General features: G+C 42.6%; 18 protein-coding genes and 4 tRNA genes. 8 read left to right on the forward strand and 14 right to left on the reverse strand.

Going from position 1 to position 20,992, the window contains the following annotated elements:
* Positions 1 to 65: 65 nt before the first annotated feature.
* The 3 genes from ACESZH_RS16940 to ACESZH_RS16950 all read left to right on the forward strand — a co-directional run bounded on the left by ACESZH_RS16940 (position 66) and on the right by ACESZH_RS16950 (position 1,593).
* On the forward strand, positions 66 to 1,106 hold the full coding sequence (locus ACESZH_RS16940) for a DUF5067 domain-containing protein (RefSeq protein ID WP_373217859.1): 1,041 nt from the start codon (positions 66 to 68) through the stop codon (positions 1,104 to 1,106).
* Positions 1,107 to 1,222: 116 nt separating this feature from the next.
* Positions 1,223 to 1,435, forward strand: coding sequence for a DUF378 domain-containing protein (locus tag ACESZH_RS16945; protein WP_373217860.1), 213 nt, complete (start codon positions 1,223 to 1,225; stop codon positions 1,433 to 1,435).
* A gap of 2 nt (positions 1,436 to 1,437) precedes the next feature.
* Positions 1,438 to 1,593 carry a hypothetical protein gene (locus ACESZH_RS16950; RefSeq protein ID WP_373217862.1) on the forward strand — a complete coding sequence of 52 codons (156 nt, stop codon included), beginning with the start codon at positions 1,438 to 1,440 and terminating at the stop codon, positions 1,591 to 1,593.
* Positions 1,594 to 1,650: 57 nt separating this feature from the next.
* Here ACESZH_RS16950 and ACESZH_RS16955 read toward each other — a convergent pair.
* The 3 genes from ACESZH_RS16955 to epsC all read right to left on the reverse strand — a co-directional run bounded on the left by ACESZH_RS16955 (position 1,651) and on the right by epsC (position 2,902).
* Positions 1,651 to 1,723: transfer RNA gene (locus tag ACESZH_RS16955), tRNA-Gly, on the reverse strand.
* Between the two features lie 3 nt (positions 1,724 to 1,726).
* Positions 1,727 to 1,797 (reverse strand) — tRNA-Gly (locus ACESZH_RS16960).
* 178 nt (positions 1,798 to 1,975) lie between these two features.
* The gene (epsC, locus tag ACESZH_RS16965; protein ID WP_373217864.1) at positions 1,976 to 2,902 is read right to left on the reverse strand and encodes a serine O-acetyltransferase EpsC; all 927 of its coding nucleotides are present in this window, start codon (positions 2,900 to 2,902) and stop codon (positions 1,976 to 1,978) included.
* Between the two features lie 206 nt (positions 2,903 to 3,108).
* Here epsC and ACESZH_RS16970 point away from each other — a divergent pair.
* Positions 3,109 to 3,196: transfer RNA gene (locus ACESZH_RS16970), tRNA-Ser, on the forward strand.
* 60 nt (positions 3,197 to 3,256) lie between these two features.
* Here the strand turns inward: ACESZH_RS16970 and ACESZH_RS16975 are convergent.
* Positions 3,257 to 4,588 carry an anti sigma factor C-terminal domain-containing protein gene (locus ACESZH_RS16975; protein ID WP_373217865.1) on the reverse strand — a complete coding sequence of 444 codons (1,332 nt, stop codon included), beginning with the start codon at positions 4,586 to 4,588 and terminating at the stop codon, positions 3,257 to 3,259.
* Positions 4,578 to 5,072, reverse strand: coding sequence for an RNA polymerase sigma factor (locus ACESZH_RS16980; RefSeq protein WP_373217867.1), 495 nt, complete (start codon positions 5,070 to 5,072; stop codon positions 4,578 to 4,580). Before ACESZH_RS16980 ends, ACESZH_RS16975 begins: the two co-directional genes overlap by 11 nt.
* Positions 5,073 to 5,308: 236 nt before the next feature.
* Between ACESZH_RS16980 and ACESZH_RS16985 the strand changes: the two genes are divergently transcribed.
* Together ACESZH_RS16985 and ACESZH_RS16990 are read left to right on the forward strand one after the other, a co-directional pair.
* Positions 5,309 to 6,661 carry an MATE family efflux transporter gene (locus tag ACESZH_RS16985; RefSeq protein WP_373217868.1) on the forward strand — a complete coding sequence of 451 codons (1,353 nt, stop codon included), beginning with the start codon at positions 5,309 to 5,311 and terminating at the stop codon, positions 6,659 to 6,661.
* 96 nt (positions 6,662 to 6,757) lie between these two features.
* Positions 6,758 to 6,828, forward strand: a tRNA-Trp gene (locus ACESZH_RS16990).
* A gap of 437 nt (positions 6,829 to 7,265) precedes the next feature.
* On the opposite strand, the gene ACESZH_RS16995 is transcribed toward ACESZH_RS16990, so the two are convergent.
* Complete coding sequence (locus tag ACESZH_RS16995; protein WP_373217869.1) at positions 7,266 to 7,499, reverse strand: helix-turn-helix domain-containing protein; 234 nt, start codon at positions 7,497 to 7,499, stop codon at positions 7,266 to 7,268.
* Positions 7,500 to 7,890: 391 nt separating this feature from the next.
* Here ACESZH_RS16995 and ACESZH_RS17000 point away from each other — a divergent pair, with 391 nt between their 5' ends.
* On the forward strand, positions 7,891 to 9,372 hold the full coding sequence (locus ACESZH_RS17000; RefSeq protein WP_373217870.1) for an Ig-like domain-containing protein: 1,482 nt from the start codon (positions 7,891 to 7,893) through the stop codon (positions 9,370 to 9,372).
* A gap of 251 nt (positions 9,373 to 9,623) precedes the next feature.
* On the opposite strand, the gene ACESZH_RS17005 is transcribed toward ACESZH_RS17000, so the two are convergent.
* Both ACESZH_RS17005 and ACESZH_RS17010 read right to left on the reverse strand, forming a co-directional pair.
* Positions 9,624 to 9,866 (reverse strand): hypothetical protein, encoded by a 243-nt coding sequence (locus ACESZH_RS17005; RefSeq protein WP_373217872.1) that lies wholly within the window; start codon positions 9,864 to 9,866, stop codon positions 9,624 to 9,626.
* Between the two features lie 127 nt (positions 9,867 to 9,993).
* Positions 9,994 to 11,400 carry an MATE family efflux transporter gene (locus tag ACESZH_RS17010; protein WP_373219946.1) on the reverse strand — a complete coding sequence of 469 codons (1,407 nt, stop codon included), beginning with the start codon at positions 11,398 to 11,400 and terminating at the stop codon, positions 9,994 to 9,996.
* Between the two features lie 144 nt (positions 11,401 to 11,544).
* Here ACESZH_RS17010 and ACESZH_RS17015 point away from each other — a divergent pair, with 144 nt between their 5' ends.
* Positions 11,545 to 12,945 carry a putative ABC transporter permease gene (locus ACESZH_RS17015; protein ID WP_373217876.1) on the forward strand — a complete coding sequence of 467 codons (1,401 nt, stop codon included), beginning with the start codon at positions 11,545 to 11,547 and terminating at the stop codon, positions 12,943 to 12,945.
* Positions 12,946 to 12,983: 38 nt separating this feature from the next.
* Here the strand turns inward: ACESZH_RS17015 and ACESZH_RS17020 are convergent, their stop codons facing one another.
* The 6 genes from ACESZH_RS17020 to ACESZH_RS17045 all read right to left on the reverse strand — a co-directional run bounded on the left by ACESZH_RS17020 (position 12,984) and on the right by ACESZH_RS17045 (position 20,590).
* The gene (locus ACESZH_RS17020) at positions 12,984 to 14,531 is read right to left on the reverse strand and encodes a response regulator (RefSeq protein ID WP_373217878.1); all 1,548 of its coding nucleotides are present in this window, start codon (positions 14,529 to 14,531) and stop codon (positions 12,984 to 12,986) included.
* Entirely contained in the window at positions 14,509 to 16,284 is a 1,776-nt protein-coding gene (locus ACESZH_RS17025; RefSeq protein WP_373217879.1) for a sensor histidine kinase, read from the reverse strand. The genes ACESZH_RS17020 and ACESZH_RS17025 overlap by 23 nt, the downstream gene beginning before the upstream one ends.
* Positions 16,285 to 16,382: 98 nt before the next feature.
* Positions 16,383 to 17,267 (reverse strand): carbohydrate ABC transporter permease, encoded by an 885-nt coding sequence (locus ACESZH_RS17030; RefSeq protein ID WP_373217881.1) that lies wholly within the window; start codon positions 17,265 to 17,267, stop codon positions 16,383 to 16,385.
* Positions 17,248 to 18,138 carry a carbohydrate ABC transporter permease gene (locus ACESZH_RS17035; RefSeq protein ID WP_373217883.1) on the reverse strand — a complete coding sequence of 297 codons (891 nt, stop codon included), beginning with the start codon at positions 18,136 to 18,138 and terminating at the stop codon, positions 17,248 to 17,250. The genes ACESZH_RS17030 and ACESZH_RS17035 overlap by 20 nt, the downstream gene beginning before the upstream one ends.
* 21 nt (positions 18,139 to 18,159) lie before the next feature.
* Positions 18,160 to 19,413 (reverse strand): ABC transporter substrate-binding protein, encoded by a 1,254-nt coding sequence (locus ACESZH_RS17040; protein WP_373217884.1) that lies wholly within the window; start codon positions 19,411 to 19,413, stop codon positions 18,160 to 18,162.
* 136 nt (positions 19,414 to 19,549) lie between these two features.
* Complete coding sequence (locus ACESZH_RS17045; protein ID WP_373217886.1) at positions 19,550 to 20,590, reverse strand: family 43 glycosylhydrolase; 1,041 nt, start codon at positions 20,588 to 20,590, stop codon at positions 19,550 to 19,552.
* Between the last annotated feature and the right edge of the window lie 402 nt (positions 20,591 to 20,992).

Here is a 20,992-nt window from a genome sequence, read left to right on the forward strand (position 1 = left end):
TTGCCAATGTCAATAGATTCTGATATAATGAACCTTAGTAATGAAACGCTATTAAAGGAGGGCTTATGAGAAAAAAAGGAAAAGCCGGTCTGATCATTTTTATCATTGTACTTGTTCTTGCCGTAGGCTGTGGTGTGGGATACTACTTTTGGGAACGGCAAAAACCGGCGGAAGCAGTTGAAAAATTCCTGACCAGCGTACAGCAAATGGATTTTACAGCCATGGAATCCATGCTTCAGAGCAACGACCTTTCTGCTCTGGACAATGCAGACATCCGCAACGATGTTTATGCAGAATTTTTTAAGAGCATCAACGGAAAAATGACATACGAGATCCGCAGAAATGATTTTGATATCCAGAACGGAACAGCAAGGATCACAGCACGCATCCGCTATGTGGACGGCTCTGACATTTATAAAGAAACGGTCAGTGAATTTTTGCGCCAGATCGTTTCCAAGGCGTTTTCCGGCGAAAGCCTTACCGAAGAAGATACCCAGGCCCGACTGGCATCTATCCTCAGCGAAAAGGCTGCCTCCCTGGATGATAAATTCAGTGAAACCGATATTGTTTATCCCGTCATAAAAACAACAGACCAGTGGAAGATCGTCTCTCTTGATGAGGAAACCGTAAAGCTGATGTCTGCCAACTTCAAGAGTGTGGAGGACGAGATCAGTCAATCCCTTGCCGATGCCCAGTCAGACGGCAGTACGCCCCAGACTCCCGCGGCTGCAGAAGGCGATACCATTGATATGTCCGCAGAAAAGTTTTCCATCCGTTATACCAGACATGTGGTAACCAACGATTTTGCCGGAAGTCCTTGTCTTTTGGTTTATTATGACTACACCAACAATGGCTCCACGGCCTCCAGCGCCATGGTGGATGTAAATCTTCAGGCTTATCAGAATGGAAACGCCCTGAATGCTGCCATTCCTGAGACAAATGAAAGTGCCATTGACCAGTTTATGTCTGAGATCGAGCCAGGGCAGACGGTCAATGTTTGCCAGGCATTTTCCCTGGGCGATATGAGCGATGTAACCTTGCAGGCCGGAGAAGCATTCAGCTTTGGAGGCGGTCAGACTAAATCTCAGATTTTGAAATTGCAATAATTTTCATCTGATATTTTATATGCGCAGTTGTTCTTTTAGAATGGCTGCGTATATTTTTTGTTTTTTTTGCAACACTAATGTACTGATAGATATGATGTCTGAAAGGATGGTGAATTATGAGTAATAAATTTTTACAGTATTTTGCATTGACCATTGTTGTAATCGGAGCTATCAACTGGGGACTGATCGGGTTCTTTAATCTGAATCTGGTAGCGCTTTTATTCGGAAGCATGTCATGGCTTTCCCGGATCGTTTATGGGCTTGTAGGACTTTGCGGACTTTATCTGCTCAGTTTTTATGGGCTTGTTTCATCTGAAAGTGAGGTATAAAAATGGGAAATGAAAAAGAGAATATGAAAGAAAAATTTTCGAATGCAGAAATAGCGGACATTTCGGAAGCCTGCTGTGAAAAAATCCGCGACTGCGAACATGAGATCAATAAACTGGGATACTGGAATATTGCTCTGGTGGCTTATCAGATGAAATAGCCTCCCGCAATCTTTTTCCCAAAAACAAAAGACTCTGAGGAAACTCAGAGTCTTTAGAGCGATAGACGGGGCTCGAACCCGCGGTCTCGACCTTGGCAAGGTCGCGCGTTACCAACTACGCCACTATCGCATAAGCGGGTGATGGGAATCGAACCCACGTATCCAGCTTGGAAGGCTGGTGTTCTACCATTGAACTACACCCGCACATTTCAGTGCTTTCAGCGTTTACCGCTGCAACGATGATTATTATATACGACCTGCTTTTATTTGTCAACTGCTTTTTTTCAATTTTTTTATTTTTTTTGCAGCTTTTTTTCAGCCCTATCAGGTGCAGCCAAATCCCATACAGCAGAGCTGCGGGGGATTTGGCTGCATCATCATTTTAATTCTCCCAATCCCATACATTCGTAACAGAAACCTGCGTGCGCGGCTTCTTGATGACCAGCTCCGGGCTTTTGGCGCTTACCTTTGTATTTGCCGGAATCGATTCCGTGATAAAGGTATTTCCGCCAATGATCGTATTCTCTCCAATGACAGTTTCTCCTCCCAAAACAGTGGAATTGGAGTAAATCGTCACATTATCGCCAATGGTAGGATGACGTTTTACATTTGCAAGCTGCTGCCCCATTCTGGTGGAAAGCGCGCCCAGCGTAACTCCCTGATAAAGCTTCACATTGTTTCCGATTTCCGTAGTCTCACCGATTACCACACCGGTACCATGGTCAATAAAGAAATACTCTCCAATGGTTGCTCCCGGGTTAATGTCAATTCCCGTGTGGTCATGAGCATACTCTGTCATGATCCTTGGAATAAACGGAACCTTTTCCAGATAGAGCACATGCGCCAGGCGGTAAGTAAAAATTGCCAACAGTCCGGGATAGGAAAAAATGATCTCTTCCTTGCTTTTTGCCGCCGGGTCACCGTCAAAGCCGGCCTGCACATCTTTCAAAAGCATCTCCTGAATTTCCGGAAGCTGCTCAAAAAAGCTGCACGCCACGGTTTGCGCATGCTGCGCCGCCTCCTGCTGCTCTTCTCCCTGATAAAGAAAAGCAATCTCAATCTCTGCCTCCATCCTGTCGTACAGATCATTCAAAAGATATCCTGTGTAATGCTCCGGAAACATGGCAGCTCCGGAGTCCACATTAAAATATCCCGGAAAAATCACAGACCTTAAATCCTTCAATATGTTAATGACAACTGCCCTGCTCGGCAGCCTTCTGCCGCTTTTCGGCAAAAACAGCTCTTCTTCGTGATAATTCTGAGTTAATTGCTCTACTGCTTTCAAAATGGATGTCTTTTTGTCGCTCATTTCAGTCTCCTTCTATTATTATGGACTTCCTCATACAACCCAATCCGTTACTTTGCTTAAAACTATTTATAGTTTATCATATTACAGGAAGTTCTTTTCGTCAATAAATACACAAGAAGAAAACTTTACAAAATCTTCAAAAAGAATTGACCTTTTGCCTTAATCCCGATATAATAAAGAACGGTTCCGGTTACTTTCGGAATTCTGGAGATGTACCCAAGTGGCTGAAGGGTCCGCACTCGAAATGCGGTAGGTCGGGCAACCGGCGCGGGAGTTCAAATCTCCCCATCTCCGTCACCCATTTTGGAAACGCCTGCAAGCGGTTTTACCGTCAGCAGGCGTTTTTTTCATCAGTTATTCACATTCCAGCGCCACCACACTTAAAATATCCTCATCCTCCAGCATTTTCAGCATTCCTTCCCTGTCAGCCAGGCAGACAGCTCCGTAATATGTCAATCCATTTTCCTCCACATATTGGATGGCACTGTTGTAAAACATACGGGAATACGCCAGTCCCTCTTTTCCCGCAAATTCGCCGGATGCCTCCCCTATCATTCCCAGAAAATCCTCATGGTCCGCAATATACCGAAGCATACTTACGAAATGGGTTTCCATGACTTTTTCGTCTTCCTGCTTCTTATCCGTGGCATCCCAGTCCATCCATCCGTCTTCTCCGATCACAGCCAGCGACAGCTCCGGATATTTCTCTTTTTCCTCCTCTGTGAGCACCAGGTCATTTGAATTTAAACCATAATTGTACCCTACCAGCCGCTGATAATAATTCTCCCCGCTGACACAGACACCCAGCCAGATCTCTCCGGAACTGGTCATCCCCTTTGTGTACATTCTCTTCACAAGGTCATTCATCTCTGAAAAATCCATCCTTTTGTTCAGCGTCACATATGCCTGGTAAAGCTTTCCGTCCTCCAGGCTTTCCACCTCCTCCCTGCCGAAATCCAGATCGGAATAATACCAGGTAAACTCTCCTTTTTCTTTTTGCTTTTCCATTTGTTTCCTGTAGCTCAGACCCTCCTCTTCCTTCAGCCCATAGCAGGCGAAAACATTCGGAAATGGCTGGCTTAAATAGTCCGGATCATAAATCTCCATCTGACCTCTGGTAATCTGACCTCCGATTCCATACCGGCGGGTTCCGGCATAGGTTATGGTTTTATTCAGGGTAATAGCATATTTTCCGTATCCCAGAGGAATGACACGCACACTGTCCCGCTTTTTCCCAGGCAGTGATACCTCCGAATATATGGACAGATCCCGGCTCATCTGATTGGTAATGGTGCTGCTGTAACCGCCGTCATAGGTTACCTCGATTTCCTTTCCCGGATTATAATAAAGCTGTGAAACGAAAGGCGACAGGCCAAACTGGATAAATAGGACCACTCCCAGCAGGATGGCAAGAATCGCGAGTCCCATTTTGCGAAAGGACCTTCGGATCGTTTTCCGCACATATGCCTCAAATTCTTTTTCCTGTGCAGTATCTTTTGCTTTCCCGTTTTTGCTTTCTCCATCCTCCGCAAATGATTCCCGGTCAGCTCCCAGCTCTTCCTCCAGCTTCTCTGTCAGATACTCGCTGATGGCATCCTGCCGTTCAATATCAGCTTCCACCTGAAGCTTTTCTTCTTCCTCCAATTGATGGTTTTTATATTTTTCGATCAATTCCCTATAACTCATACCCTTTCACCTCCATATATGATTTCAGCGCCTTTTTTGCACGGAATGCCAGCACCCGGACATTTTCCGGAGAAAGTCGGAGAAAAACCGCGATCTCCTTCATGCTCATTTCTGAGAAATAAAACAGCTCCAGTATTTCCCTCTGTCGGACAGGGAGCGTAAGCATTCCCTGGTATAATGTTCTCTTCTCCTCATCCATTATATATTTTTCATCCGGAGACAAATCCGTATCCCGAATTTCTTTTTCTCCCATACCGGTTTCCCGTCCCGCTTTTTTCAAATGATTCATACAGATGTTTCTGGCTACCTTATAAAGCCATGCCCGGAGATTTCCGTTTTCATCATTCCACGAAAGGAGGGCCTTCAGGAAAACTTCCTGCATCATATCTTCTGCCGCTTCCCTGTTTTTGCACAGAGAGTACAGATAAAGGTAGATTTCTCTGGAATACCGCTGATAAAACAGTCTCAGCATTTCTCTGTCCACAGGCTCCCCCTCCTTTCCTGATGCGATTTATCATCTTCTGCTTATATAACAATTGGAATCGAAAAATGTTACAGATTTTTTGCTCCGCATATCGCTTCGCAGCAAATAGCTTCGCTCTACTTGACATTATACCTGATAACATGATAAAAGAATATGTGGATTTATATTTCGGAAGAAATCCGGTATACATAGTGAATCTGACACAGATCTTTCTGTGTCCGGAAAGGAGTGTTTTTTTGAAAAGTCAGAAAAAAGAAATTACATTTACAGAGGGTCCTGTTTTTTCATCCCTCATCCTCTTTGCCATTCCGGTTCTGGGCGCGCTCATCTTGCAGGCTGCCTACGGTGCTGTGGATCTTCTTGTGGTAGGAAAATTCGGAGATGCCTCCAGTATTTCTGCCGTTGGAACCGGAAGCTCCTTCATGCAGATGCTAACCTTTGTCATTACAAGCCTTGCCATGGGTTCCACCGTCATTATCGGACAGCACATAGGAGAATCCAAGCCCAAAGCTGCAGGGGATGCTGTCGGCACCACCATCATCCTCTTTGCCGTACTTGGAATCATCATAACCATAGTGCTGGAGCTGTCCGCAGGCGCAATCGTAAATATCCTTCAGGTGCCCGCCGAGTCTGTAGATAAGGCTATTCTCTACATTCGGATCTGTTCCGGCGGTATCCTGATTATCATTGCCTATAATGTGATCAGCGGTATCCTGCGCGGAGTTGGGAATGCCAACCTGCCTCTGCTGTTTGTAGGAATCGCCTGTGTTGTTAATATCATCGGAGATTTACTGTTTGTGGGTGTTTTCCATATGGATGTAGCCGGTGCCGCACTTGCAACGGTTTTCGCGCAGTTGGTATCTGTCATTGCCTCCCTTGGCGTTCTGCGAAAACAGGAAATGCCGATTTCCTTTTCCCGCAGCCAATGTAGAATTTACAAAAACGAACTGAAAAAAATATTAAACGTAGGAGTTCCCATCGCACTTCAGGAAGCCATGGTACAGGTTTCTTTTCTTGTAGTCAACTCCATCATCAATCATATGGGGCTGATGCCTTCAGCCGGTTATGGCGTTGCTCAAAAAATCGTATCCTTTATTATGCTGGTTCCATCCTCTGCGATGCAAAGCGTTTCTGCCTTCGTCGCGCAAAATATCGGTGCCGGACAAAAGGAACGTGCGTGGAAAGGCTTTTCCACTGCTGTAGTGACAGGATGCTCCGTGGGCGTGCTGATTTTCCTGTTAGGCTTTTTCGGCGGTGCAAGGCTTTCTTCCCTGTTTACAAATGACCCTGAGGTAGTTCTCCAAAGTGCAGCCTACCTGAAAGGATTTTCTGTTGACTGTATCCTGACCTGTATCCTTTTCAGCAGTATCGGCTATTTTAATGGCCGCGGCATCAGCATTCCTACCATGATCCAGGGAATCTCCTCCGCGTTTTGCATCCGTATTCCTGTTTCCATTTTTATGTCCAGACTTCCCAATACCTCTCTGACCCTTGTCGGACTGGCAACTCCGATCACTACGGTATACGGTATCATCTTTTTTATCATCTGCTTTGCCTGGCTAAAAAAGAAGGAACAGCACGGATTGTAAAATATACCCCAAAAATGCCGTTTGCTCCTGGAGATTTTTTCAATATCCCTTGACAATCGTTCCTTTTGTATGTATAATTCAAAAAGAACAAGATTTAGGGGATTGGTCAAATGGTATGATAGGGGTCTCCAAAACCTTTGGTGGGAGTTCGATTCTCTCATCCCCTGCTCTGCGATGACGCTGGAAGCCTTGATTTTACTTGGCTTCCGGTGTTTTTTATTTTGGAAAAAAAAGAAACGTAGTCAAAGGCCTAGTCAAACAGGAATAATTCCTATTTTTAACCTTAAAAAGATATTGCCTCTTCGATTTGCTTTTTCTTTGTTTCGATTGTTTTGTTGCTGAAATAATAGAATTTCTTTGTACATGAAATATCGGAATGTCCCATTTGCTCCCGGCTCCCTGCATCCGTTTTCGTATGCTCTTTTACGGTCACACAAAATGGATTTGCCAATGCTGCCTCACTATCATCCGCAGCACAAGCGTTGTCAATATAATTTGCGGAGAATGCGGCGTAACCTTCATACGCGCGTGATAAAAGGCGGTTGAAAACCGCCTTTAAAAATTAATTTCTAAATTATCTCCGGATTCAAGGAATGTATGGTTTTTAAAGTAATTCATCATCTATGATCGTATATTCAAATCTAACAAGCTCATTGATTTCACAATCAAGTACATAGGCTAATTTAGCCAGTGTTTCAAGAGTTATGATCTTTCCGTTTCGGATATTATACAGTGTTTTGTGGGGTATACCATAGTTGGCAAGCTGATATCCGGTTATGTTTTTCTCCCTCATTCGTTCCAGCAACGGTGAATAATCCAATTGTACTTGAATGTGCATATTACTTTCACGTCCTTTTCTTTTTATTTTAGGCTAGTAAAAAGGGGTTGAATAGGCGATTAAAATCGCATACAATGATATAAAAGTTTCTATGATGATATGGTTTTGAGGAAACAGAGAAAGGAGGTTTCGAGAAAATGTTATAGTTAGATACCGTCACCTGTAGCGTTGAAAAGAATATAAAAAGCAAGGTTACGGCAAAGGGGAGTGTTGTAGTTGTCTCCAGTCCGCTCCAGCTCCGATAAAAAAATGGCACAGAGAAATCCCTGGGGTTCGCTTATATGGCAGAGATTCATGGTATAAAAAAAGAATTGGGGACAGCAGTTATAAACATTCACTCACTTATTAAGCAAGTTGTTATAATTATGGAATGTCAAAGGAGAAAATATTCATGAAGAAAAAGTTATTAGCAATGACCATGACAGCAGTTATGTGTCTGACAACCATGGAAGCAAGCGCAGTATTTGCTAGCGCAGAAGAAGCGGAGTTTTTTGGAGAAGAAAATATAGTAACAGAAGAAAACTTTGGCGAAAATAGCATTCAGAATGATGCAACAAAGATCGCAGATGAAACCCAAAGTGTAAGTGATGAGAAGAAAACAAATTATAGTTATATTTTTGATGTATTAGATTTTGAAGGTTATGATTATGAAATAGACGAAAAAGGAATTAAAGTTTCTGAGATTGTCAATGGTAGTGGTTTTGATGTTTGGGTAACCTATTATGGTGATGATGATTTTTCCCCAGATATAGACGAACTTTATGCTATATATTTTACAGATAAAGATACAGTTGTATCTCCAGAGGGTACATGTTATAAAATATATGTTGAAGAATATGTAAGAGGTAGCGAAGAAAGGAAAATTTATGAATGGAATGACACTATTACAAAGGAAGGTGAATATGTAATAAGAGTAAGCTACACAACTCCAGATAATGTGTATTTTAAAGGCAATGAGAAGGAATACTTTCAAATAGTTCGCAAACCTTCCAATGAGGTTCATGAACATATATGGAGTGAATGGAAAACTGAAACCCCAGCGACCTGTACCGGGTCTGGCTTGGAAAAACGGATCTGTACTGTATGCAATGAATCTGAGACAAGAGAAACAGCCGCTATAGGTCACACCTGGGGCGAATGGAAGGTTATCACGCCTGCCACATGTATTGCAGCAGGTCAGGAAAGCCGCGCTTGTACAGTCTGCGGTCAGACTGAAACACGCGAACTTGCTGCCACAGGTCACACTTGGAGCGAGTGGACAATTGCTTCCGCAGCAACTGTTTTCGCACCGGAAAAACAGATACGCACCTGCCCTGTGTGCAAAGGAACCGAAGAACGCGATAACGGAACTGTACTTACACCTACAATAAGCGTAAATGTTCCAACCAACTCTGCTATTCCCCTTAAAACACAGCAAACCTTATCTAAGCTGACGGTAACAGGTCTTGCAAACGGTGATGAAATCGTAAGCTTTAAATCCAACAATACTAAAGTGGCAAAAGTTTCTGGAAATACCAAGAATGGAACATTTAAGATCACAGCACAGAAAAAGACTGGTAACGCAAAGATCACAGTGACTTTAAAAAGCGGTACCAAAAAGGTTATCACAGTCAAAGTTCAAAAAGCCGCCGTTAAGACCAAAAAAATCACAAATGTTTCAAAAAAAGCTACCTTAAAAAAGGGGAAGAAGTTGACATTAAAGCCGATCCTTTCACCTGTAACCAGCAAAGAAAAGGTAACATACAAAACCTCAAATAAAAAAGTAGCAACCGTTAGCTCAAAAGGTGTGATTACAGCAAAGAAAAAAGGTACTGCAACAATAACGGTAAAATCAGGCACAGTATCTTATAAATGCAAAGTTACTGTAAAATAACATCATGCTTGATTCTTATTAGAATAAATTGGAAATAAAAGAGAATATTAAGCGGCTTATCTTTCTTTTAGTAAAAGAGGACTTGATGAAAAAATGTCAAGTCCTCTTGCTAGTAGTTATTTGAAAATATAGGCTGCCACCGGACGCTCTGTCCAGCCGACCCACCGCCCCATGGGAACCGTCGTTCCGGACATCCTACGGAACGCTGATTTTGAGGATTAAGTAATCAAGAAGCATTATTCTTTCCACGATTATAATCCTACTCTTATGAAAATATCACACATAAGAAGCGCCCCTTTCGTATATCCGGACTGGAATGCCCGTTTTTCCAGCGCTGATGCGTAATCTATAACACAATCGCTGAAATCTGTTTTATGAACCTCTTCCGGTAGAGCAGAAAGTTTCTTTTCCACCTTTTCCCAGAGGGAAATAATTTCCTGCGTATCTGGTTCATTCGTGCTCCATGCTTCGTAAATTTTTTCTAATTCTTTCATTGTCATACCTCCATATCCATTTTTTATTGGTTATAACAGGCACAACGCTGATGGATAAAAAAACCGGAAATGCTCTCAAAAAGCATTCCGGTTTAAGGCAACAAAAAACCTGCCGCGAACTTCTCTATCAGGAAACAATGTTTTGGAGCCATACGCCTTTTTTTACCAGGATAAATCCCACGACGCACTTCAGGATGTCTCCGATCTGAACCATCGTGTAGATCACAATGACTGGAAGTCCTGTGAAGCGGCTTAGGGTATAAGCGATCGGCACGCTGACACACCAGATAAATACACTGTCAAACAGGAATGTGATAATGGTTTTTCCGCCGGAACGCAGTGTAAAATATGCGGCGTGCAGAAACGCATTCTGAGGCATAAAAATTGCGGTTACCATGATAAATTTCGTTGCCAGTGCCCTTGCCTGGGCATTTGTGTTGTACGCCTGCGGGAAAAGCGGTGCCACTGCCAGCATGACTAAAGCCACTCCGGTACAGCAGAGGACGGAAAAAGCGATCATCTTGTTATCCTTGTCACGTGCCTCCTCCATTTTTCCGGCTCCCAGAAGCTGCCCTACTACGATTGCTACCGAATCGCCCAAGGCGATAAATACGATGTTAAATACATTGTTAATGGTGTTGGCAATGTTCTGCGCCGCTACCACCTCCAGACCACGCATAGAATAGCACTGCGCCAGCATAGCCATAGCCGCTGCCCATAATGTTTCGTTGACAAGAAGCGGCGTTCCTTTTATAAAGATTTTCTTCGCCAATGCCAGCGGTACTTTCAGCGTTCTGTACAGTCCTCTGGCAAATGGGTTTCTGTCGGTATGGCTGTGTGTCCAGGCAACCACGATAGCTACCTCTACATAGCGGGACAACACAGTGGCAATTGCCGCCCCCCGTACTCCCAGCTCCGGAAAACCAAACTTTCCGTAGATCAGCAAATAGTTAAACAGCAGGTTCACAAGGACCGCTGTCACGCCTGCTTTCATAGGCGTGACCGTTTCCCCGCATTCCCTCAGTGTGCTGGAATAAACCTGTACCATCATAAAAGCCGGCAAACCGGCAAGCATGATATGCATATACTGCTTTCCATAGGCTCTGGTGGCCTCAAGAGCGCCTGTTCCGCCCTCTCCCTTCAGGTACATTCCGATCAGCGGATCTCCGGCTGTCAGCAGCAAACAGATCGTAAATGTGGTCAGGATCACTGCCAGCCAAACTTTGTACCGGAATGTCTGCCGCACACCTTCATGATCCCTCTGTCCAAAATACTGTGCTGTAAAGATTCCTGCACCGGAGACGCCTCCGAAGATACAAAGGTTATACACAAAAATCAACTGATTTACAATAGCTGCCCCGGACATCTGCTCTGTGCCGATGCGCCCGATCATAATGTTGTCCAGAAGGCTCACAAAATTTGTAATACCATTCTGTATCATGATCGGTACTGCGATTGCCAGTACCATCTTATAGAATGCCTTATCACCGATAAACTTCTTACGAAATCCCACTTTTTCTCTGGTCTTTTCCATCTTGTAATCCTCCCTCCTCGTAAGTGTGTTAGGCATTAATTTACTACATTTTGTTTCAAATTTCAAGCATTATTTGAAGTCAAAGGAGCATTCCTGTCGTTTTAATTTATGAGGGTAATATTGACAAAAGAGGAGGAGTTTGTTTTGGAATATTCACTATATCAGCTTTCCTGGTTTTTTCTGCTCTATTCCTTTATCGGCTGGGGACTTGGCACGGCTGCAGCTGCAGTCAGAGAGCGAAAATTTATTGATGTGGGATTTCTGTACGGTCCCTACTGCCCGGCGTATGGCTTCGGCGCCATTGCATTTGCCGTCTTTCTTACAGAGCTTCGCAACTCTCTGTTCTTCCTGTTTTTGGGCGGCGTTATTTTATCCTTTCTTGTTTCTTTGCTTACAGGATTTGTTCTGGAACGTATTTTCCATAGAAAATGGTGGGACTATTCCCGGAAGCGTTTTCAGTTCGGCGGATACGTAAACCTGCCTTATACGGTTTTATGGGGACTTCTCGCAGTGATCTGCGTTTCACTTGTAAATCCATTTCTGGACACTGTGGTTTCCGTGGTTCCTACCAGAGCTGGCGGTGTTTTGATCATTATCTTTTATGCTGTCATGGGAATTGACTTTGTGGGAACTGTTTCCGGTATTTTGGCAGTCCACTCCCGTATCCGGAAGCTTTCCGTTGTGTATGAGCTTTCCGAAAACCTCCAAAAGGCTGCGGACCTTATGGGCGAGGGACTTACCGGATGGGTCTTAAAGCATTTGGCAAAGGCTTACCCAAATCTGAATACCAAAGAGCTTTTAGCAGCACGCCTTGAAAAGGAAAAACAGCTTGAAGCAGCAAAGGAAAAGGCCGGCGTCTTTGCAGTTGGATGCTCCTTTTATAAATTAGTGTGTCTGTTTCTTTTAGGTGCTTTTCTGGGAGATCTTACGGAGACCGTTTTCTGTTATATCACTGCTGGAAAACTGATGAGCCGAAGCAGCGTTGTATATGGTCCCTTCAGTATTGTATGGGGTTTGGGATGCGTTCTTTTAACTGTCATTCTCTATCAATACCGCGCTCACAGCAACTGGTTTATCTTCTGCTTTGGAACCGTTGTGGGCGGTGCCTATGAATACATCTGCAGCGTTTTTACGGAGCTGGTATTTGGAACTGTTTTCTGGGATTACAGCAGTATCCCATTCAACCTGGGCGGGCGTATCAATCTTCTTTACTGCTTCTTCTGGGGTTTTGCAGCAGTCATATGGTTGAAAATCCTTTATCCTGCTCTTTCGGGACTTATTGAAAAAATCCCCAAAAAGCCAGGGATTATCATGAGTTGGATTTTGATCGTGTTTATGATTTTTAATATTACTATGTCGGTTCTGGCTCTTGGCAGATATACCCAGCGCCATACGGAAGTTTCCGCTGCTGCGGCTGAAACATCCGAAGATACGGATGCCGCCGCCCAGACAGCCGCTTCCGGTATCACCCTTTTCCTGGATGAACATTTCCCGGACGAAAGGATGAAGAGGATTTATCCTAATGCGATCATGGTAAAAGAATAATACATACAGCAGGGGGGACGGAAAGCTTCCAGATATTTTTATAGCTTTCCCTCCTCTGCTGTCTTCAATTGGTTTCGGACATCTGAAGGAGTACATCCCATCACTTTTTTAAATGTCTTTGAAAAATATAAATAATCCGGCATCCCAACCTCACTGCAGATTTCTTTCACCTGCTTCGTAGTATAACGCAACAGATGACATGCTTTCTCTATACGCAGCCTTGTAATATACTCTGTAAAAGAAATGCCAGTTTCTTTCTTAAATGTCATACTAAAATGATTGTCTGATTTTCCAACATATTCTGCAACTCTCGAAACCGATAAGCTTTCATGATAATGCTCATCAATAAATACCACCGCCTTATTAATGGTATGACTGTAGTTTTTCTTTTGTATCTGTGAATAGGGAATCATAATACTTTTATATAAATACTCCCGAAATTCCTTTATGCTTTCCTGTGCAGTGCCGCAGGCCGAAAGTCTTTCATACAACTGCTCCCCCTCGTTTTTGAAATGCAGCTGCTCTGAAATTTCAGAATAAATTTTCAAATATTCTCTTTGAAATTTCTCCTGGGGCAAATGCAGTTTATATGCCGTTTCAGCATGTAACCGCAGGGCATCTGCCAATTCATCCTGTTTTGCTGCCAGTATTCTTATTCTTTTTCCCTGCTCATGATATTCCTGCGTTAGCCTTTCCACTTCTGTGTCTTTTTGTTTTCGTTCATAGACATTGATGACCTTTTCATTATAAAATCCGTCCGCTAAAGCCTCCTTTGCCTCAGCATATCCCTTCAATAGATTCCTTCCCGGATGTACCTGTGATATTCCCGCTTTCAAATGGTATCCGTTTCCTTGGTTCGACTGATTCCATGCAGCAATCTCTGACTGTAACTGAAATCGATAATTCATATTATAGAGAGAAGAATTAAAACTGCTTCCCAGACAGATCTTTTGATTCATTTGATATGGAAGCATTACGCAATTCATCTTCTCCAGCTCCTGCTGAAATTCCAAAAATTCTAAACTCTCAAAACCGTCTATGCTGTCAATCTCAATGATCATGGTTTGAAGATAATTGGTTTCAAAACCCGGTCTGATCTTACGTATTACAGAAAACAATTCCTGTTCCAGTCCGGATTTTTCCAAAATATAGATTTTTACTGTAAGATCCTGCAGCAAAGCATAATAATAACGGGAGTCTTTTTCTCTGATTTCATTCAGTCTCTTTACATTCTTGGAAACACTGCTGATCAGATCATGAATTTTCACAGGCTTCAAAATATAATCTTCAGCCCCGACCTGCATAGCACTTCTGCAGTACTCAAAATCTGAAAATGCAGTTAAATAAATAATTCTTGTATCAGTCCCATATTTCTTTATGTGTTCTCCCAATTCCAGACCACTCATTTTCGGCATTTCAATATCACACACGATCAAATCCGGCATGACTGCAGGAAACGCCTGCAAAGCTTCTTCTCCATTGGCATAGCATTCTACCGTTTCAAATCCAAGCTCCTTCCAATTAATCGCACAGCGTATTCCTTCCCTGATCTGACTATCATCGTCAACAATCATTGCTTTCATCATATACCTCCGCATAGTCAGTTATGTTCTGCTTTAAAATAGGCAGCTCCATGTGTACCAAAGTTCCCTTTCCCGGAACACTTCTGAAAATCAGCTTTCCCTCATTCTGGTATTTCAGTTGCAGGCGTTTCTGGATATTTCGAAGTGCAAAATACTCTTTCCCGCCTGTTCCTTCCATTTCTTTTCGCACTTTTTTGCCATCACATCCCCGTCCATTGTCCATGACAATAATCTGCATTCTTCCCTTTTTCTCTCGAATGATCAGCCACAGCTCTCCATTAGTCAAATCTCTTTCCAGTCCATGTGTAAACGCATTCTCGATCAATGGCTGAATTAGAAGCTTCGAAATTCTGCAATCAAGAAGACCTTCACTGATCGTTTTATGAAAGACAATCTTTCCCTGAAAACGTTTTTGAATCAGGAAACAATAATCTTCCAAAATCTTCAGTTCCTGCGCAACTGTAATATCCTGATTTCCAAAATTCAGCATTTCCCGCAAAAAATCTGACAGAACCTCCAACTGTTCGCCTACATCCCAATCTTTGTTTGCCAGAGCAGCCCAATGAATAGAATCAATCGTATTAAATAAAAAATGGGGATTTATCTGGGCACCTACAAGATCCAGTTGTGCCTGTTTTGTACGGATCTGTTCCATATAGACAGTATCGATCAGTTCATTTATCTTGCTGATCATATGATTCGAAGCTATCGTCAGCTTTCCTATTTCATCCTGCTTTTGATAGATACTAACTGGTTTGATCTTATCAGATGCTTCGTCTACTGAAGCCTCCAGCTCCCTCGAAAGTCTGGCAATTGGCCTGCTGATATACCGGACATGCAGTAGAATACATCCTCCCAGAAGCAGGACCAGAAGCAGGATAAACATCCCCAAATACCCAAATTCCAGCGGTGCAAGACTTCCACTTTTCTCGACCTTGCAGAGAATAATCCCCGAAGAACCACACTGGCTCCAATACATAGCACTGCCATGTTTACCTGCCTTTAAAATACCCGAAGATTGTTTTCCCGGGCTGATCTGATATTCCTCGGGTACTCCATGTGCCAAAATCTCCTTGTTTGGTGAGGACAGTAGCTCCCCATCCTCACTCATAAGCCAGATTTCTTCCGTTTCTTCCGTAAGCACCGTACGATAGCAATTATAAATTGCTTCCTCATCAATAAAAATTGCCAGAATACCATTATCTGTAAATATTCCATCTGAATAAATCGTACTATAATATGGAGTAATCAGATTCTCTACGTTAAAGGAACCTCTGCCAAATGAATAGAGAATATGTGCCTGACCCCATTGTCTGCGAATATCGTCCTTAATAATGTTAGAAATGTACTCATTCTCTGTTTCTGTCAAAAGTGTCGTCCTGCCGGCACTGAAAAGCGATTCCTGATTTTTAAATATCTGGATATTTTTTATTGCGTTTTCCTCATCAATAGCTGTATCCAATGCTCTTTTCACAAGCACATATTCTTCCAGAGCCCTGTCGTCGTTCATAAATTTTACTACCGGAGCACTTCCTGACAATTCATAGGAAATCTCTTCTATGCGCTTCAGAAAGCTATCCACTGCTTCTGCCGTCAGCTTTAATTGATTGATATTATTTTTCTCTATATTCTCTTCCTGCTGTCTCACCCAAACATGCAAAATACCCATCCCCAGAAAAAACATGGGCAAAGCCACACACAATGTCAGAATAAAAATATACTTTGTTTTTATTGAGAAGTCCTTGAATTTTTTCATAGAAACACTCCGAAATATATTTAGTTACGATAAGAGGAAGCACATCCGTACTTCCTCTAAATCATAACATCCTTCGTTTCCAATATCAATCATGCAGCTTATCCCTTCACAGCGCCTGCTGTCAGTGATGCCACAAAATACTTCTGTAAGAAAATAAACAGCACATAAAGCGGAATTACCACAACAATGATCGCCGCGCAAAGAAGCGGCCACTCTGTGCCATATGCAGACTGAAAATTCAGTAAACCAACTGTAAGCGGAATTCCCTTATCCGTTGTCATTGTGGCAATCTGTGCCCACATGAGCTCACCCCACACTGCTGTAAAATTCATAACAACACATGTGGCAATGGCTCCTTTCATCAAAGGCAGAACAATGTGAAACATGGACTTTGTCTCTGTACAGCCGTCAATCCTTGCAGCCTCAAGCAGTTCCCCCGGAAGAGTATCAAAAAAATTCTTCATAACAATAATCGTTCCCGATAAAGCCCATCCTACATTTGCCACGATTAAGGGGACATACATCAATTTCAAAAGATGGAGCCTGGACATCATCAGATACAGTGGAATGATCACCGTTTCATTCGGCAAAAGCTGGCAGATAAACAAAAATCCTATGATCAGTTCTACATGCGGAACATGCAGTCTGGATAACGCATATGCTGCCATCACTGCAAAAATCTCCAAAAACAAGACTGTCAAAAAGCAGTATATCAAACTGTTCAGAAAATATTCTCCGATTCGTCCTTTTACCCATGCAGCTCCATAGTTTGCAAACTGCCACACCTCAGGTATCCCCCATCTGTTTTGGTAAAATTCTGTTAACGATTTCGTTGAAGTTAGAAATGAGAAGAATACCGGATATACGAATGCCAAAGCAAGTATCACCAGCGCAGCCCTCAGTACAATACTTCCTGCGTTCACTTTCCTGCGTTTATGCATTTTTCCAATATTTCCAGCCGCTTTAGTATTCAATCGTCTCACCTCTCATTCCATTTCTGATGATTCCGATCACAACCATGATCATGATTGCAAATACAATGGATACTGCAGATGCATACCCGTAATCATTATTCATAAAGGCACGGTTGATCACATACATTGGTGCTGTCATAGTAAGATCTCCAGGTCCGCCTCCGGTCATTGCCTCCACAATATCATAAGTCTTAAAGGTCCAAACACTTACCATCGACATGGTGAGCATGATGGTGGGACGGATCATCGGTAGAATGATAAAACGAATCTGTTCCCAGTAGGTTGCACCTGATAATTTTGCGTCTTCGTAAAGTTCTCCGGGCAGTCCCAGCATGGCTGTGTAGATCAGCATCATTACGGTACCTGCAAAGCGCCACCCCTGAACAATACCAATGCACACAATTGATATGGTCTTTGTGGAAAGCCACGCCTTTGCCAGCCCGCCTGCACCAATTGCAGCCAACAGATTGTTCAGAATACCATCATCCATAGCAAAAACAAAGGTAAACAAAAGACCGACAACGGTAAGCGGAAGCATCGTTGGGCTATAAAAAACAAACCGAAAGACAGCCGCTTCTTTATTCGATACTTTATAGATCAATAACGCCAGCAGTAAACCAAGGAGCATGGCTACCACAAGTGCAATAATTGCGATGGCGAAGGAATTGGCAATTGCATGCTTTGTCGCTCTGGTTGTAAATATCTTCACATAATTCTCGAACCCGACAAACTTACTTTCGCTCATTCCATTCCACTTCAGGAAGCTAATCACAACATTCCACCCAAGAGGAATCACTGAGCAAAAGGTAATCATAATGATTGCAGGCAGCAAAAACAGAAAGGCAATGAATCCTCTTCTTAATTTTCTTTTGTCATTCATATACCATCTCCTGATATGCGATTATTCCTGCTCTTCAATAAATGCTAATCGGAAGTCTTCCATTTCTTCCAAAGATTCAACTCCATACATAATATAGTTTGCCGGCATCTGGTTAATGGTTGTATCCAGATCAGAACTGTTATGGTGGCACTCATGATCAACAATCTTATCACTGGAACGAGACAAACTATTCATAACCTCTGTATCAATATCTGCATTTGCAGTCTTAACCGTGGATACGCAGCCAGTATTTGCACGAATATCCGCACATTCACTGCTTGTCAGAAATTTCAGAACTTCTACAGCGCCCTCTGTATTTTTTGAAAAGCTTGGAATAAATAAACCGCTGCTGCCGCCAAGAAGAGGCATACTCGGATTGCTTCCCATATTAGGCCAGTCCATAATTACATAATTTTCAATGCCGCAGTTTTCAAGTGTTGCGATTGCCTGACTATTCACAACAAAGGCAGACGCAATCTTGCCATTGGAAAGAGCTGCTTCAATCTGATCCGCTTCCTGCGCGAGACACGCATCCGCTCCCGGATATACCAGGTCTGCTTCAATATAATCCTTTACCATGTCAAACGCACCTACGATTTTTTCATCCAGGAAAGAAACCTGTCCATCATTCCATGCCTGGAGTTCTTCATCTGTATCCCACACCTGCATGATTGCCATTCTGGTAAGCCACGGAGCCAGATCAGACTGGATACCGGTTCCAAAGTAGCCTGCCTCTTTTGCTTTTGTACAGAATTCTACAAATTCATCCCAGGTCCACTGTCCATCTTCTGAAAGAGTCACGCCAATTTCATCTGCAATGTCCGTATTCACCGCAATGACCGGATATACTGTACTATATGGAAGATTATAAAGGACATCATCATATGTACCCTGATTTAAGGCTTCCAGATTCGTAAAGTTTGCTTTCCACTCATCATCCACATACTCATCAAGAGGCATAGCCAGTTCGCTGTCAACAAGCGTTCTCATACTTCCCGGCCAATACTCAACAATATCAAGCTGTTCTCCTGCAACACCAGCCGTTTTAATTGCCTGGGTAACTCCCTGCGTATCCCATGCTTTAAAGATTAAATTGTATTTATCCCCAAATTTTTCCTGAACAGCCGCCTCAATATCCGGCGCAAAGGTATCGTCGGATGCAGAAATCATCAAAACCAGATCCTGTTTATCATCCCCATCTGCGTATACTGCTGAACACATACCAAGAGTCATTGTTGCTGCGAGAGCGCCTGCTAATACTTTTTTTGCTTTCATGTCTTTTCCTCCTTAAAATGAAATACCTTCAAAACCCTCTTTGTTTTGATGAATTCAGTGTATCATTTCTTATCTCAGCAAATTATTGTAAATTTCACCGATAATATGGGATTTTTTAACGTTTTTATCTGTCGGTTTACTCATAATCCTCCAGTCTCCATTCATCCATCCATTCAATGACCACCCGGTCCTCCTCAAATTTTAAGGGAAGCCAGACATAATCTGCAATACAGCCCTGACAGTCCGTGTTATCCGATATGGTATCTGTATCCGTTTCCGGGTTAAAATAATCTTCATATTGTTTTGCATATTCTTCGTATTTCAGCTCCATCAAATTAGGAAGCCAGCGGTCTGCACATGCAATATAAAGGTCCTTTTTCCCTGGTACCTTAAATACAGAGGATATCTGTGAGTGAAAGGATGTATGGCTGTCATCATTTTTATGGGGATTTCCCAATACATGGAACGGGCCATGCCACGTATTAGCGGATGCCGCTTCTGAGGGATTTGGGAAATAACCGGTGGTGCCAGAGGTAATGAGATAATGTGTTCCTTTTCTAAAAAAATGTGCAGGGGCCTCTCTTACATAAGGCGGGTATAATCTCGGAAAATGTGTGGTATAGTATCCCGTGACATCTGTATATTCCTCGTTTAAATCTGCGCATATCAGCTCGCTGTGTACCCTTTCAAAATAAATATACGCCTTTCCATCCGGGGCTACAACAAGATCAAAATCACCGCCGCTCATCTGCATTGGATACAAATTTTCTTTTACAACTTGATATGATCCTGTAATTTTATCTGCTGTCAAAACCAGATAACTCTGTGTCGTATCTTTATGCATCTCTTTTATCCAGCAGACATATTTACCGGATTTCCTGTTAAAAATGATATGAGGCCTGTCTAAACAAACCGTGGGATGAAAATGGGAGGATTCGTCCATTGGTTCGGGCTTTATAATATATCCCTCATCCTTCCAATTATACAAATCTGCAGAACTGTAGATTTTCATGCCCCAATGCCAGATATTATTAGTTCCATCCATTTTTTCTTTATTTTCACCGTACCAGTAATACGTACCGTCAACAAACATAATTGACCCTCCATGGGCCTGAATTCTTTTTCCGTCTGTGTCAAGCCACACATGACCAGGGCGGAATGAATGATATGTTTCCATAATAGTTCTCCTTTATCATAATTGTAATAGTTCTTCATTTATAATTTATCATCTGATAAAAGGAATCCATATAGTAGTTATGCTCGATTTTATAGTCTTTTTTCACGATATGCTATAACGGTTTTCACATTTATTTGATTATATCCCTATATAAAAAATCCTGGAAACTTTATGATTTCTCAAAGTTTCCAGGATTAAAAAATACCCGGCTATAGTTGGATGGCATATATTATTTAACGCAAAAAAGAGCAGTCTTACGGCTACTCTTTAAGATTTTGTAACTTCAAAACTACATACATGTTGACATTCCTTTGAATCTCCTTGCTTGGTCAAGCCCTCGACCGATTAGTAGCAGTCAGCTCCATACATTACTGCACTTCCACCCCTGCCCTATCTACCTCG

Source organism: Ruminococcus sp. 5_1_39BFAA, assembly GCF_964240875.1.
Taxonomy (GTDB): Bacteria; Bacillota; Clostridia; order Lachnospirales; family Lachnospiraceae; genus Blautia_A.

Bases quoted from the DNA above. Each gene is read 5' to 3' on its own strand.
- epsC (WP_373217864.1), bottom strand. From the start codon at position 2,902: ATGAGCGACAAAAAGACATCCATTTTGAAAGCAGTAGAGCAATTAACT.
- ACESZH_RS17010 (WP_373219946.1), bottom strand. From the start codon at position 11,400: ATGGAAAAGACCAGAGAAAAAGTGGGATTTCGTAAGAAGTTTATCGGT.
- ACESZH_RS17005 (WP_373217872.1), bottom strand. From the start codon at position 9,866: ATGAAAGAATTAGAAAAAATTTACGAAGCATGGAGCACGAATGAACCA.
- ACESZH_RS16995 (WP_373217869.1), bottom strand. From the start codon at position 7,499: ATGCACATTCAAGTACAATTGGATTATTCACCGTTGCTGGAACGAATG.
- ACESZH_RS17020 (WP_373217878.1), bottom strand. From the start codon at position 14,531: ATGATGAAAGCAATGATTGTTGACGATGATAGTCAGATCAGGGAAGGA.
- ACESZH_RS16945 (WP_373217860.1), top strand. From the start codon at position 1,223: ATGAGTAATAAATTTTTACAGTATTTTGCATTGACCATTGTTGTAATC.
- ACESZH_RS16950 (WP_373217862.1), top strand. From the start codon at position 1,438: ATGGGAAATGAAAAAGAGAATATGAAAGAAAAATTTTCGAATGCAGAA.
- ACESZH_RS17035 (WP_373217883.1), bottom strand. From the start codon at position 18,138: ATGAATGACAAAAGAAAATTAAGAAGAGGATTCATTGCCTTTCTGTTT.
- ACESZH_RS17040 (WP_373217884.1), bottom strand. From the start codon at position 19,413: ATGAAAGCAAAAAAAGTATTAGCAGGCGCTCTCGCAGCAACAATGACT.
- ACESZH_RS17025 (WP_373217879.1), bottom strand. From the start codon at position 16,284: ATGAAAAAATTCAAGGACTTCTCAATAAAAACAAAGTATATTTTTATT.
- ACESZH_RS16975 (WP_373217865.1), bottom strand. From the start codon at position 4,588: ATGAGTTATAGGGAATTGATCGAAAAATATAAAAACCATCAATTGGAG.
- ACESZH_RS17045 (WP_373217886.1), bottom strand. From the start codon at position 20,590: ATGGAAACATATCATTCATTCCGCCCTGGTCATGTGTGGCTTGACACA.
- ACESZH_RS17000 (WP_373217870.1), top strand. From the start codon at position 7,891: ATGAAGAAAAAGTTATTAGCAATGACCATGACAGCAGTTATGTGTCTG.
- ACESZH_RS16940 (WP_373217859.1), top strand. From the start codon at position 66: ATGAGAAAAAAAGGAAAAGCCGGTCTGATCATTTTTATCATTGTACTT.